Annotated in this window: 14 protein-coding genes and 1 tRNA gene; 8 read left to right on the top strand and 7 right to left on the bottom strand. The window is 69.6% G+C overall.

What is annotated here, in order from left to right; translation table 11 throughout:
* Positions 1 to 58: 58 nt before the first annotated feature.
* From BLU79_RS25715 to BLU79_RS25700, 4 genes are all read right to left on the bottom strand, one after another.
* A tRNA-His gene (locus BLU79_RS25715) sits at positions 59 to 131 on the bottom strand.
* A gap of 107 nt (positions 132 to 238) precedes the next feature.
* Positions 239 to 841, bottom strand: coding sequence for an oligoribonuclease (orn, locus tag BLU79_RS25710; protein ID WP_093908260.1), 603 nt, complete (start codon positions 839 to 841; stop codon positions 239 to 241).
* A 99-nt stretch (positions 842 to 940) separates the two neighbouring features.
* The gene (locus BLU79_RS25705) at positions 941 to 2,185 is read right to left on the bottom strand and encodes a helix-turn-helix domain-containing protein (protein WP_093908259.1); all 1,245 of its coding nucleotides are present in this window, start codon (positions 2,183 to 2,185) and stop codon (positions 941 to 943) included.
* 377 nt (positions 2,186 to 2,562) lie between these two features.
* Positions 2,563 to 2,898 carry a hypothetical protein gene (locus tag BLU79_RS25700; RefSeq protein WP_093908258.1) on the bottom strand — a complete coding sequence of 112 codons (336 nt, stop codon included), beginning with the start codon at positions 2,896 to 2,898 and terminating at the stop codon, positions 2,563 to 2,565.
* A 339-nt stretch (positions 2,899 to 3,237) separates the two neighbouring features.
* Between BLU79_RS25700 and BLU79_RS25695 the strand changes: the two genes are divergently transcribed.
* The gene (locus BLU79_RS25695) at positions 3,238 to 3,765 is read left to right on the top strand and encodes a universal stress protein (RefSeq protein WP_093908257.1); all 528 of its coding nucleotides are present in this window, start codon (positions 3,238 to 3,240) and stop codon (positions 3,763 to 3,765) included.
* A gap of 150 nt (positions 3,766 to 3,915) precedes the next feature.
* A complete protein-coding gene (locus BLU79_RS25690) occupies positions 3,916 to 4,482 on the top strand; it encodes a GPR1/FUN34/YaaH family transporter (RefSeq protein WP_093908256.1) in 567 nt (188 codons plus the stop codon).
* Positions 4,483 to 4,672: 190 nt separating this feature from the next.
* Here BLU79_RS25690 and BLU79_RS25685 read toward each other — a convergent pair whose 3' ends face one another.
* On the bottom strand, positions 4,673 to 5,707 hold the full coding sequence (locus BLU79_RS25685; protein WP_093908255.1) for a sulfotransferase family protein: 1,035 nt from the start codon (positions 5,705 to 5,707) through the stop codon (positions 4,673 to 4,675).
* Positions 5,708 to 5,757: 50 nt separating this feature from the next.
* On the opposite strand from BLU79_RS25685, the gene BLU79_RS50075 reads away from it, so the two are divergent.
* Together BLU79_RS50075 and BLU79_RS50070 are read left to right on the top strand one after the other, a co-directional pair.
* Positions 5,758 to 6,378: an alpha/beta fold hydrolase gene (locus tag BLU79_RS50075; RefSeq protein WP_371131940.1), complete on the top strand. Its 621-nt coding sequence runs from the start codon at positions 5,758 to 5,760 to the stop codon at positions 6,376 to 6,378.
* Entirely contained in the window at positions 6,378 to 6,677 is a 300-nt protein-coding gene (locus BLU79_RS50070) for an alpha/beta fold hydrolase (RefSeq protein ID WP_371131939.1), read from the top strand. The genes BLU79_RS50075 and BLU79_RS50070 overlap by 1 nt, the downstream gene beginning before the upstream one ends.
* On the opposite strand, the gene BLU79_RS25675 is transcribed toward BLU79_RS50070, so the two are convergent.
* Entirely contained in the window at positions 6,635 to 6,862 is a 228-nt protein-coding gene (locus BLU79_RS25675) for a type II toxin-antitoxin system VapB family antitoxin (protein ID WP_093908473.1), read from the bottom strand. The genes BLU79_RS50070 and BLU79_RS25675 overlap by 43 nt on opposite strands.
* An 80-nt stretch (positions 6,863 to 6,942) precedes the next feature.
* The gene (locus BLU79_RS25670; protein WP_093908254.1) at positions 6,943 to 7,998 is read right to left on the bottom strand and encodes a LacI family DNA-binding transcriptional regulator; all 1,056 of its coding nucleotides are present in this window, start codon (positions 7,996 to 7,998) and stop codon (positions 6,943 to 6,945) included.
* A 416-nt stretch (positions 7,999 to 8,414) separates the two neighbouring features.
* Between BLU79_RS25670 and BLU79_RS25665 the strand changes: the two genes are divergently transcribed.
* From BLU79_RS25665 to BLU79_RS25650, 4 genes are all read left to right on the top strand, one after another.
* Entirely contained in the window at positions 8,415 to 9,740 is a 1,326-nt protein-coding gene (locus BLU79_RS25665) for an ABC transporter substrate-binding protein (protein ID WP_093908253.1), read from the top strand.
* A complete protein-coding gene (locus BLU79_RS25660) occupies positions 9,737 to 10,765 on the top strand; it encodes a carbohydrate ABC transporter permease (RefSeq protein ID WP_093908252.1) in 1,029 nt (342 codons plus the stop codon). The genes BLU79_RS25665 and BLU79_RS25660 overlap by 4 nt, the downstream gene beginning before the upstream one ends.
* The gene (locus BLU79_RS25655; RefSeq protein ID WP_177001176.1) at positions 10,762 to 11,667 is read left to right on the top strand and encodes a carbohydrate ABC transporter permease; all 906 of its coding nucleotides are present in this window, start codon (positions 10,762 to 10,764) and stop codon (positions 11,665 to 11,667) included. The genes BLU79_RS25660 and BLU79_RS25655 overlap by 4 nt, the downstream gene beginning before the upstream one ends.
* Before the next feature lie 177 nt (positions 11,668 to 11,844).
* Complete coding sequence (locus BLU79_RS25650) at positions 11,845 to 13,263, top strand: GH1 family beta-glucosidase (protein ID WP_093908251.1); 1,419 nt, start codon at positions 11,845 to 11,847, stop codon at positions 13,261 to 13,263.
* The last annotated feature ends 60 nt before the right edge of the window (positions 13,264 to 13,323 follow it).

Below are 13,323 nucleotides of genomic sequence, written 5' to 3'. Positions count from 1 at the left end.
GTTCTCCGGAAAACACCTCAGCCGGTGACTTCGATGAAGTCACCGGCTGAAGGGTGAGGGTGAGTGACGGGACTCGAACCCGCGGCATCCTGGACCACAACCAGGTGCTCTACCAGCTGAGCTACACCCACCATGACCGGCTCTGGGTTTCCCCGACCGGCCGAGAAAAAGTGTACAGGGTCCGAAGGGGTGCTCGCGCACAGATTCCGCGGCGCCCCCTGGCACCCTCCTCACACCCCTACTGAGCAGGCAGAACGTGCTTCGCCGCGATCGACTTCGCGGTGTCCGAGTCCGGGCCGGGCTGGGGCACGAAGACGGCCTCGCGGTAGTAACGGAGTTCGGCGATGGACTCGCGGATGTCGGCGAGGGCCCGGTGGTTGCCGTTCTTCTCGGGGCTGTTGAAATACGCGCGCGGGTACCAGCGGCGGGCCAGCTCCTTGATCGAGGAGACGTCGACGATGCGGTAGTGGAGGTAGTCCTCCAGCGTCGGCATGTCGCGCAGCAGGAAGCCGCGGTCGGTGCCGACGGAGTTGCCGCACAGCGGGGCCTTGCCGGGTTCCTTGACATGTTCGCGTACGTACGCCAGGACCTGTTCCTCGGCGTCCGCCAGCGTCGTGCCACCGGCGAGTTCGTCGAGCAGGCCGGATGCGGTGTGCATCTGACGCACCACCTCCGGCATCGTCTCCAGCGCCGAGTCCGGCGGGCGGACGACGATGTCCACGCCCTCGCCGAGGACGTTCAGCTCGGAGTCGGTGACGAGGGCGGCAACCTCGATGAGCGCGTCGTCGGACAGCGAGAGGCCGGTCATCTCGCAGTCGATCCACACCATGCGATCGTTCATGCGACCACCCTAAAGCTGGCGTCGCCATTTGGGATGCCCGGACCTCGTTCTCACAACGCCGGACGGGCTGGGATGCCCGTCCGGCGTCACAAGGTCACGTCACGAGCCGCTGCGCTGCCCCGGCAGACTCGCCCGGCTCGTCGCGTAGGCCTCGCGGCCGTTCTCCGACGACACCGACAGCGACGCGGCCGCGCCGAGGGCGCTCGGCGCCGGTGTGCGGCGGGCCTGGAGCGGGACCGGGCCGCCCTCCGGGTAGGGCGACGGCGGTGGGCCCGGCGGCGTGGGTGGGCCGACGGCGGGCTCCGGGTCCGTCGACCTCTCGGCCTGCGGACGCCGCGCGCGGTACGCCGCCCGGTACGCGGCCGGCGACGAGCCGAGCTGGCGCCGGAAGTGCCCGCGCAGTGCCACCGGCGAGCGGAAGCCGCAGCGGCTCGCGACCTCGTCCACCGAGTAGTCCGACGTCTCCAGCAGGCGCTGAGCCTGGAGCACCCGCTGGGTGATCAGCCACTGCAGCGGTGCGCTGCCGGTCAGCGAGCGGAATCGGCGGTCGAAGGTGCGACGGCTCATGTACGCGCGTGCCGCCAGCGTCTCGACGTCGAACGCCTCGTGGAGGTGCTCCAGCGCCCAGGCGACGACCTCGGCCAGCGGGTCGGCGCCGATCTCCTCCGGTAAAGATCGATCGAGGTAGCGCTCCTGACCGCCGGCTCGGCGCGGGGGGACCACCAGGCGGCGGGCCAGAGCTCCGGCCGCCTCGTTGCCGTGGTCCGTCCGCACGATGTGGAGACAGAGATCGATTCCGGCCGCTGTGCCCGCCGACGTCAGGACGTCACCGTCGTCCACGAAGAGTTCTCGCGGATCCACGTGCACCGACGGATAGCGCTTGGCCAGCGTCGGTGCGTACATCCAGTGCGTCGTCGCGGGGCGGCCGTCCAATAGGCCCGCCGCAGCGAGGACGAAGGCGCCGGTGCACAGCCCGACTATGCGGGCACCTTCCTCATGCGCCCGGCGCAGTGCGTCGAGCGCGTCCTCGGGTGGCGGCGAGGTGATCGAGCGCCAGGCCGGCACGACGACCGTGCCCGCCCGCGAGATCGCCTCCAGGCCATGTGGCGCGGAGAGTTCCAGGCCCCCTGTGGTCCGCAGCGGGCCTTCCTCGCCGCCGCACACCAGAAGGCGGTAGCGCGGCACGCCGGCGTCCTGGCGGTCGATCCCGAACACCGACAGCGGTATGGAACTCTCGAAGATGGGGCCGCCGCTGAACAGCAGCACCGCGACGATCTCCTTGCGGCGTCGCCCGGACAGTTTCCGGGCCGCAGCTTCCGGCGCGGCAGTGGAGTCGTGGCTCATACTGCTAAGCCCCCCTCGGTGGTCGCGGCTCCTCGGTTGTGTCGCTCCTGCACGTTTCCCCTCGGTCCTGCACGAGTCCCCCGCCGTAGACAGTCAAGATCGAATCTACTGTGTCGCGTCGCGCCTCAGTGGCCGGTTCGGCACTCGGCACATTGTCGACTTGGCAACTTGGCGTGAAGCATTCGATCACGAAGCGTTGCACTCACGGGCCGTGCAGGGAAGTGCGCCTTGTCGCAGTGGCCAATCCACGTAGGGTGCGCAGACCCCCTGAGGCCCTTTCCGTGCAGGTGGAACGGGGGTTGGGGGGTGTTCTGGGCAGGGGATGCATGCACGCCAGAAGTTGGCTGAAAAGCAACGTCCGCTAGCGCGGAAACCGGTCAACCGACCGGTGTATTTCCCCCACTGTGACGTCCGCCTCTATGGGCCCCGGTTCCGGTCCTGTGGTGGCGTCCGCGACGCGAGGGCACCGGGCCGGCGCGTTCCTCGTCCTTCATACGCGCCGCATCGTCCCTCATGCGTGCCGCGCCGCGTTCCGATTCGCGCAGCAGCACGCGGCAGACCGCCGTCACGGCCGCGAGACCGAGGGCCGTGCCGGTGGCGCCGGCCAGGGAGGTGCCGTACCAGAGGAGGACCACGGGGACCAGGACACAGCAGAAGACCGCCCACCGGACCACGGTGGCGCTGTCCTCGAAGGTGGTGCGGGGTCCGGTCATGCGCGTGTGCTCCCTGGGCTCCCTGGGGGTGGATCACGGTGATCAACGCCTGTTCGAGCCGTCGGTCACTGGTCCGGGCCATGCCGGGCAAGTGAATCCTGTGCAAACCGCCTGTACACCGCAGCAACCATTGCGTTACGGGCGTCCCCTCGTGCATGCTCCCTGGAACCCGCACCGACCGTGAGCGGGGATCTGGGCTAAGGAGGCGTGCCGCCGTACCCTTGGGGTATGGGGTTGGGAAGACCATTCCCGGACACAGCTCCGCCGCACACTGCTGCATCCGTCAACGAGCTCCGCTCGCGGGCCCACCCATAAAAGGATCACTTCGCCGAGACAGCCATGGCCGGTCACGAATTCTTCGAACCAGCGGACCGCAAGCGGCCCGTCGCCGACCCCACGGCGGCCGAGCCCCTGGCGGCGGAAGAGCCACGCCACTCCTGCGACCCCGCCTTCAAGCACGGCGTCGTAGTCGGCTTCGACGGCTCCACCTCCAGCGAGCGCGCCCTCGCGTACTCCATCGGCATGGCCCATCGCTCCGGGTCGGGCCTGATCATCGTCCACGTCGCCAACCGGCTGCCCACGACGGTGTGGGCCGGCTGCGAGCCACCGGTCTTCGTCGACGTGCCGGACCACCGCACCGAGGTGCTCGGCCTCGAACTCGCCTGCGCCGACTATCTCGCCGAGGTGCCCTGGATCCTCGTCGAGCGCGGCGGCGACATCTGCCACGAACTCGAAGAGGTCGGGCGGGAGTACGAGGCGGACGCGATCGTCGTCGGCTCCACGCACGGCATCGTCGGCCGGATCTTCGGCTCCGTCGCCGGGCGGCTCGCCAAGCGCGCGAAGCGCCCCGTCGTTGTCATTCCGTAACTCACCGTTGTCCCAGGTGAGATGAGCCGTTCGAGACGTCGGCCTCCTTTTTGCGATGTGTGAATTTACTCGCGCGTAGAGGTGTTTGTGCCTTTGTGAAGGGCATATACCGGTCACCGCACAACTGCACATGCATGAAGGGAGCCCGCCGTGGACAACGACGTCTCTGCGGGAAGCGGAACTACTACCGTGGTCGGCCGACTCGCCCTGGGCATCACCCTGTTGGCCTTCGGGCTGGGGTACACCGATGTGATCAACGGCGTGTCGGCTGCTGACGCCGTATCAGTCGCCCAGTATGTGGGCGGCATAGCCCTCTTCGTCGCCGGCCTGATGGCCCTGCGAGACCGTGACAGCGCGAACGGAACCGCGTTCGTGGTGCTCGGTGCACTCTGGTTCACGTGGGCCGTTTCGGCCGACGCGGCCGTCTCCGCCAATGCGGCCGGGTTGTTCCTGCTGCTGTTCGCCCTGGTGGCGCTGTCCCTCACCCTCGCCGGTGGCGACCAGCTCGGCCAGGGCGCGTACGGGCTGTTCTTCGTGTCCCTGCTCCTCATGGCGATCGCCTCCTTCGCCGACAACGACGGGCTCACCAAGGTGGGCGGCTGGTTCGCCGTTGCCGCGGGTGCGGTCGCCTGGTACGCCGCGACCGCGGCGCTGGCCCACTGGCCGACCGCCCTTCCGCGACGCGCTGCCGGCCGGGGGGTGACGGCCACCGGCTAACTGGCAGCCGACGCCGGGGTATTGGGCGACCCCGGCGATCAGAACGGACCCCCCGTGACCGGTGGCATCACGTGGGGGTCCGGCTCTGTTTATTGCGCCTAAACCGGCGCCGCTCTCGCGGATGTGGTTGCTCGCCGTGGGGGTTGCTCAATTGTCGCTTCGGCGGTCGGGGGGGATTCCTGCTCCACCGTCAGTGACTTTGCGAGGCGAGCAGAGCGCGGGTGCCCGGGGCGCAGCTCTCCGTCAGTTCCGTGAGTTCGGCCGCCGGCAGCCGCCGGGCGGAGCCGCGTCGGCTGTGGTCGAGCAGGGCGGAGGCGGTGCGCAGCCAATCGGGCCGGGGAGCGACGCCGATGTACTCGGCCAAGCGGGTGAGTTCGTCGGTCGGCTTGTCGAGGAGGTCCTCGTAGGAGAGTGTGGTGCGCCGGTCGGCGGGCAGCCGGGTGAGGAACTCCGCGCCATCGGTGACGAGTTCGGACCACAGGGCGCCGAAGCGGCGCAGCGGGATGTCCCGGTCGCGGACGAGGGCCGGGTCGAAGCGGTCGTCGAGCAGCGGGGAGAGATCGGCGGGGAGCGCGCGCACGTGCTCGGGGGTCAGGTCGGCGAAGCTGTCGATGCCGGCTCGTTCCTTGATCTCGCGCAGCAGCAGGATCGTGCGGTATCCGGGATGACGGCTCATGGACAGGGCACAGTCCGGTCCGTCCCTGAACATGTGCACGAACCTCGCGTCCGGGAAGGTGTCCCGTAGCCCTGGTGCCCAGCCGGTCGAGTAGCCGGACCGCTCCACGACGGCGGTCCGTGCGAACCGCGTACAGAGCAGGCCGAACAGCGCTCGGTGGTGCTCGGCGGCGGTGCGCTCGGGCCACCGGACCACTGCCGCGCCGAGCTCGTCGAGAAGCCCGTCCGGGTCGTCGGTGAGGTGGGGCAGCACCATCAGGGAGAGCGCGGGGATTCCGGTGGTCTCCGTCGCGTACCTGCCGGGGCGGCGTGTGTACAGGAATTCCGGGAGCGGCAGATCGCTGCGGATCATCCGCTCGAAGTGCGGGGCGGGCCGGTGGAGCAGCTGCCAGAACTCCTCGCCGGTCAGCGTCCCTTCGGGGAAGGCGGCGTCGCCCACGGAGGCCATGAACTCGTTGAGGCTCAGTACGTCCGGGTGGGCGTTGAGGATGCGGGACAGCGCGGTCGAGCCGCTACGTCCCGTACCGATGACGAAGGTCAAGGAACGCATGGTCACCCTCCGCAGTCCGCGCCGGTCGCGTCTGTGGGGCCATTCGCCCCGTGTGCTGTCTTACCCTGCCCCGCCCCGTGGGCCGCGTACCGTCGCGCCCGTGCGGGCAAGCGAGCGAAGGGTGGTCCGAGCACGAGGTCGTGCGAGACGGTGTCCGGCTCGTCTGCCGGGACTGGGGCGGGCCGGGGCAGCCCGTCGTGCTGCTGCACGGCCTGGCCGGTCACGCGGGTGAATGGGACGCGGCGGCACGGCACTTGAGCCCCCGGTACCGGGTCGTCGCGGTCGACCAGCGCGGGCACGGCGCCAGTGAGCGCCACCCGCGGGACGTCTCGCGCGCCGCCTACGTCGCCGATGTCGTCGCCGTCGTCGAACGGCTGGGGCTTCGGCGCCCGGTCCTCGTCGGCCAGTCGCTGGGCGGGCACACGGCCATGCTCACCGCGCCGCACATCCCGACCTCGTCCGCGCCCTCGTGCTCGTCGAGGCCGGACCGGGCGGCCCGAACCCCGACGTCCCCGCGGACATCGGCGCATGGCTCGACTCGTGGCCGGTGCCGTTCCCCTCACGCGAGGCGGCAGCCGCGTTCCTCGGCGGCGGGCCGGTCGGCGCGGGCTGGGCGGCCGGGCTGGAGGAACGCGCGGACGGATGGTGGCCGCGCTTCGACCGGGACGTGATGGTCCGCTCGCTGGCGGAGAACGCCCGGCGTTCGTTCCGCGATGAGTGGGGGCAGGTCGTGTGCCCCACCCTGGTCGTGCCGGCACAGTCCAGCTTCATTCCCGCGCGGGAAGCCGACGAGATGCTCCGGCAGCGACCCGACACCCTGGCCCTGAGCATCCCCGGCACCGGGCACGACCTGCACCTGGAGCAGCCTGGAATCCTGCACGCCGCGCTCGCGGAGTTCCTGCAGAACTCGCCTGAGGAGGAACGTGATCACTCGAAAGCCGCCCGGCGCGCACGCCTGGCTGCTTCATGAGCCACCGCAGCCGCGTCGAACTCCCCAAGCGCGCCACGCGCAGCCAGGTCCTCGGCTGGTCGCTTGATGCACGCGACGTAGTCCCTCAGGGCCGCGTTCACCGCTTCCTTCTTCGCGGTAGATCCCTTGAGACGCATCGCCTCGGCGAGCGCCTCGTCATCCAGATCGATCTTGGTGACAGTCATGCCGCCCACCTCCACGTCGGTGACCCTCCATGTCGGTGACGTTGATGAAGGGCATCCATCGCCAACAACCAGCCCTGCCCTCAGGACGAAGTCCTGATCACCAACTCCGTCGGCAGCACCATCTGCGGCCTCTCCAGCCCCCGCGACACCGCCGGCCTGCGGTCCGCGATCTCGGTGAGGAGGAGGTCCAGCATCCGGCGGCCCATCTCCTCGATGGGCTGGCGGACGCTGGTGAGGGGCGGTTCCATGTGGCGGGCGATGGCCGAGTCGTCGTACCCGACGAGGGCCACGTCGTCGGGGATACGGCGGCCCGCCTCGCGCAGCACCTGGCGGGCGCCCGCCGCCGTCACGTCCGATGCCGCGAAGACCGCGTCCAGGTCGGGGCAGCGTGAGAGAAGGGCCTTCATGGCCGCGGCGCCGCCCTCCTCCGTGAAGTCGCCGGGCTCGATCAGCCGCTCGTCCGCCTCGTGCCCCGCGTCGCGCAGGGCGTCGCGGTAGCCGTCGACGCGGCGTTGGGCGCCGTAGACGTCGAGGCGGCCGGTGATGTGGGCGATCCGGGTGCGGCCGCGGGCCAGCAGGTGCTCGGTGGCCGAGCGGCCGCCGCCGTAGTTGTCCGAGTCGACGGAGGTGAGGGTCTCCGCCGCCGAGCGGGGGCCGCTGATCACCGCCGGGATCTCCAGCTGGGCCAGCAGGTCCGGCAGGGGGTCGTCGGCGTGGACCGAGACCAGGAGCACGCCGTCCACGCGGTGCGCCGCCAGGTACTGGGCGAGCCTGCGCCGCTCCCGGTCGCTGCCCGCGAAGATCAGCAGCAGCTGCATCTCGGTTTCGGCGAGCTCGGCGCCCACGCCCTTGAGCATGTCCGAGAAATACGGCTCCGCGAAGAAACGCGTCTCCGGCTCCGGGACGACCAGCGCGATCGCGTCCGTGCGGTTCGCCGCCAGGGCCCGGGCGGCCGTGTTGGGGACGTAGCCGAGCTCCGCCACCGCCGCTTCCACCGCCGCGCGGGTCGCGTCGCTGACCCGGGGCGAACCGTTGATCACCCGGGAGACGGTGCCGCGGCCGACGCCCGCGCGTGCCGCCACCTCTTCGAGGGTGGGTCGGCCGCCGCTCCGGCCCCGCGCTCCGTGGGTTGCCATGGGCTCCGCCTTCCCGCCGTTGTCTCTGTGCTGGCCTGGAATTTAACAGTCCCGCCAGGGAGAGTGACCGTCGCTGGGGACTGCCGCCCCCAGGCCCCCGCTTCGGCCCCGAAAGGGCCCTTCCTCAAACTCCCCCACTCTCGACTTCGCTCGAGCGGGGGGACCCCCACACGGGCTGAGTGGGTCCAGTTAACGGCCCGATAACTGAACGCAGAACTCCGCGTCGACTCCCTTGACACCCCCGCTCGGACCGACGAACCTTCAACACATCACCTGTGGGAGCGCTCCCACAGTACCTGACACATACACATCCCGCACGTTCCCCGCCCGAGCCGCAGCGATGCAAGATGACGTTTCAACGGGCCCAACAATGCCGTTGGCCGGGGGGTCGGCACGTCAGGCAACAGGAGGACGCAATGCGCACGAGTACCCGCGGGTTCCGCAGGCTGATGGCCCTCGCGGCTGCGGCCGCGCTGACGACAGGGCTGCTCGCCGGCTGCGCCGAGGACTCGGACGACGGCTCCGGGAACGAGGGCGGCGGCAACGGCGGGGGTGGCAAGACCACGCTCACCGTCGGCACCTTCGGCACTTTCGGCTACAAGCAGGCCGGCCTCTACGACGAGTACATGAAGCTCAACCCCGACATCACCATCAAGGAGAACGTCACCACCCGGACCGACGTCTACTGGCCCAAGGTCCTCACCCGCCTCCAGGCCGGCTCCGGTGCCGACGACATCCAGGCGATCGAGGTCATGAACATCACCGAGGCCGTCCAGACGCAGGCCGACAAGTTCGTCGACCTCGGCAAGGAGGTCGACAAGTCCCAGTGGCTGGACTGGAAGAACGCCCAGGCCACCACCAAGGACGGCAAGCTGATCGGCCTCGGCACCGATGTCGGCCCGATGGCGATCTGCTACCGCAAGGACCTGTTCGAGAAGGCCGGCCTGGAGACCGACCGCACCAAGCTCGCCGCGCAGTGGAAGGGCGACTGGGGCAAGTACGTCGACCTCGGCAAGCAGTACATGGAGAAGGCGCCCGACGGCACCAAGTTCGTGGACTCGGCCTCCTCGGTCTACAACGCGGCCCTCGGCGGCGGGACCGAGCGCTACTACAAGGACGACGGCACCGTCGACTGGGACAAGTCGGAGGGCGTGAAGAACGCCTGGGACGTCGCCATGGACGTGGCGACCAGCGACATGTCGGCGAAGCTGAAGCAGTTCGACAAGCCGTGGGACCAGGGCTACGCCAACGGCACCTTCGCCACGGTGGCCTGCCCGGCCTGGATGATCGGCTACATCCTGGAGAAGTCCGGTGACTCGGGCAAGGGCAAGTGGGACGTGGCGGCGGCGCCGACCGCGGCCAACTGGGGCGGTTCGTTCATCGGCGTGCCGACGGCGGGCAAGAACCAGAAGGAGGCCATCAAGCTGGCGAAGTGGCTGACCGCGCCCGAGCAGCAGGCGAAGGTCTTCGCCAAGCAGGCCAGCTTCCCCTCGACCCCGTCGGCGTACTCGACGCTGAAGCCGGCGGCCGCCACCACGGAGTACTTCTCCAACGCACCGATCACGGAGATCTTCTCGGCCTCCGCCGAGACCATCCCGTCCCAGTACTTCGGCATCAAGGACCAGGCGATCAACACCGCGCTGACCGACGTCGGCATCCTCCAGGTCGAGCAGAAGGGCAAGTCCCCTGAAGAGGGCTGGGACGCCGCGTCCGAGGAGATCAAGGACGTGCTCGGCCAGTGAGCAGCTCCAAAGAGGCCCTCGCGCACCCCGCGTCGAGCGCCGACGCCGCGCCCGGTGACCAGCCGGGCGCGGCCGGCCGCGCGCACGGTCGCGGTACGCCGCCGCCGGGGAACAGCTCCTGGCGCAGCCGGCTGTACCGCTGGGACATGAAGGCGTCGCCGTACGCGTTCATCGCCCCCTTCTTCATCGTGTTCGGGGCGTTCTCGCTCGTCCCGCTGCTCTATACGGCCTGGTACTCGCTGCACAACGTGCAGCTGGCCAACCTGGACGGCCAGACCTGGACCGGCCTGGACAACTACCAGAACCTGCTGTCCTCGGACTTCTTCTGGAACGCGCTGTGGAACACCTTCACCATCGGCGTGATCTCCACGGTCCCGCAGCTGGTGATGGCGATCGGCCTGGCGCATCTGCTCAACTACAAGCTGCGCGGCTCGACCGTGTGGCGGGTCGTGATGCTCACCCCGTACGCCACCTCGGTGGCGGCGGCGACGCTGGTGTTCGTGCTGCTGTACTCCTGGGACGGCGGCATGATCAACTGGCTGCTGGAGTTCGTCGGTATCGACCCGGTCAACTGGCGTGAGTCCGACTGGGGTTCGCAGTTCGCGGTCTCGTCGATCGTGATCTGGCGGTGGACCGGCTACAACGCGCTGATCTACCTCGCCGCCATGCAGGCCATCCCCACCGACCTGTACGAGTCGGCGGCCATCGACGGCGCCAACCGCTGGCAGCAGTTCCTCCATGTGACGATCCCGCAGCTGCGGCCGACGATCCTGTTCACGGTCGTCGTCTCGACGATCGGCGCGACGCAGCTCTTCGGTGAGCCCCTGCTGTTCGGCGGGGTGAGCGGTTCGAAGGGCGGTTCCGAGCACCAGTACCAGACGCTCGGTCTGTACATGTACGACCAGGGCTGGATCATCGGCAACCTCGGCAAGGCGTCCGCGATCGCCTGGTCGATGTTCCTGATCCTGCTGATCGTCGCCGTGATCCAACTGCTGGTGTCCCGACGGCTGAGGAAGTCCCAATGAGCACAAGTGAACTGACGGCTCCTCAGGCGAAGACCGAACCCGGGAAGCCCAAGCGCGAGCGCCCCCGGGTGATGGGCGCGGGCAAGCAGCTGCACGCCGGCCCGCTCACCTATGTCGTGCTGTCCGTCTTCGCGCTGGTCTCGCTGGCCCCGCTGGTGTGGACGGCGATCGCCGCCTCGCGCACGGACCGGCGGCTGGCGGAGACGCCGCCGCCGCTGTGGTTCGGCGGGAACCTGTTCAAGAACATGGACCGGGCGTGGGAGGAGGCCGGGCTCGGAAAGGCGATGTTCAACACCATGTTCGTCGCGGGCACGATCACCGTCAGCACGGTGCTGTTCGCCACGCTGGCCGGTTTCGCCTTCGCCAAGCTCCGCTTCCGGTTCTCCGGCGTCCTGCTGCTGCTGACGATCGGCACGATGATGATCCCGCCGCAGCTGGCGGTCGTACCGCTGTATCTGTGGATGGCGGACCTCGGCTGGTCGAACCAGCTCCAGACGGTCATCCTGCCGACGCTGTGCACGGCCTTCGGTACGTTCTTCATGCGGCAGTACCTGGTGCAGGCGCTGCCGAGCGAGCTCATAGAGGCGGCGCGGGTGGACGGCGCGAGCAGTCTGCGGGTGGTGTGGCACGTGGTCTTCCCGGCCGCCCGGCCCGCGATGGCCGTACTCGGCCTGCTGACCTTCGTGTTCGCCTGGAACGACTTCCTGTGGCCGATCATCGCCCTGAACCAGGAGAACCCGACCGTGCAGGTCGCCCTGAACTCGCTGGGCACCGGTTACGTCCCCGACCAAGCGGTGATCATGGCGGGCGCCCTGCTCGGCACGTTGCCGCTGCTGATCGCGTTTCTGCTGTTCGGGAAGCAGATCGTGGGCGGCATCATGCAGGGCGCGATCAAGGGCTGACGCAACTGGCCTTCCTCTCCTCCGTTTTCGAGTCCTCCGTTTGACTCCTCCGTTTGACCTCCAGGGGCCGCGCCACCGCCGCCTCGGCCCCTGGAGGCCCTCCCCCCTCTCCCCTCCTACCCCCCGTACCCGTCGGTCTCCACGACCTCCAATGGGAGCGCTTCCATGCCTGAGCCCATGTCCTCCGTGTCCTTTCCCCCCGCCTTCCTCTGGGGTGCCGCGACGTCCGCGTACCAGATCGAGGGAGCGGTGCGGGAGGGCGGCCGTACGCCGTCCATCTGGGACACCTTCAGCCATACGCCGGGCCGGACGGCCGGCGGCGAGCACGGTGACATCGCTGTCGACCACTACCACCGCTACCGGGACGACGTGGCGCTGATGGCCGACCTCGGTCTGGGCGCGTACCGCTTCTCGATCTCCTGGTCGCGCGTCCAGCCCACGGGCCGGGGTCCGGCGGTGCAGGTGGGGCTGGACTTCTACCGCCGCCTGGTCGACGAGCTGCTCGCCGCGGGGATCAAGCCCGCCGTCACCCTCTACCACTGGGACCTGCCGCAGGAGCTGGAGGACGCGGGCGGCTGGCCGGAGCGCGACACTGCGTACCGGTTCGCCGAGTACGCGCAGATCGTCGGCGAGGCGCTCGGCGACCGCGTGGAGCAGTGGATCACGCTCAACGAGCCGTGGTGCAGCGCGTTCCTCGGCTACGGCTCGGGCGTGCACGCACCGGGCCGCACCGAGCCGGCGGCCTCGCTGCGGGCGGCACACCATCTCAACCTGGCGCACGGGCTGGGCACTTCGGCCCTGCGCTCGGTGATGCCGGCCCGCAACTCGGTGGCGCTCAGCCTCAACTCCGCGACGGTACGGCCGGTGTCGCAGGACCCCGCGGACCTGGCGGCGGCCCGGAAGATCGACGACCTGGCCAACGGCGTCTTCCACGGGCCGATCCTGCACGGGGCGTACCCGGAGTCGCTGTTCGCGGCGACGGAGCTGGTGACTGACTGGTCGTACGTCCAGGACGGCGACCTGACCGCGATCAACCAGCCGTTGGACGCGCTGGGCCTGAACTACTACACCCCGGCACTGGTCTCGGCCGCGGAGACCGAGCTGACCGGCCCGCGCGCCGACGGCCACGGGGCGAGCGAGCACACCCCCTGGCCGGGTGCGGACGACGTCGCCTTCCACCAGACGCCCGGCGAACGAACCGAGATGGGCTGGACGATCGACCCGACGGGCCTGCACGACCTGATCATGCGCTACTCCCGGGAGGCACCGGGTCTCCCCCTCTACATCACCGAGAACGGCGCGGCGTACGACGACAAGCCGGACCCCGACGGCCGCGTCCACGACCCGGAGCGCATCGCCTACCTGCACGGCCACCTCACGGCGGTCCGCCGCGCGATCGCCGACGGCGCCGATGTCCGGGGCTACTACCTGTGGTCCCTGATGGACAACTTCGAGTGGGCGTACGGCTACGAGAAGCGGTTCGGGGCGGTGTACGTCGACTACTCGACGCTCGTACGGACGCCGAAGTCGAGTGCGTACTGGTACGGGAAGGCGGCTCGGACAGGGGCGTTGCCGGGGGTGGAGGAGGAGATCTAGGGGCCGGGCGACGGGGGCGTGGCATGTGGAGGGGATGTGCCACGCCCCGGCGGCCGAGCC

It is taken from the genome of Streptomyces sp. cf386, from assembly GCF_900103585.1.
Classification (GTDB): Bacteria; Actinomycetota; Actinomycetes; order Streptomycetales; family Streptomycetaceae; genus Streptomyces.
The sequence above is the reverse complement of the archived record's forward strand: the minus strand, read 5'-3'. Positions and strand labels throughout refer to the sequence as shown.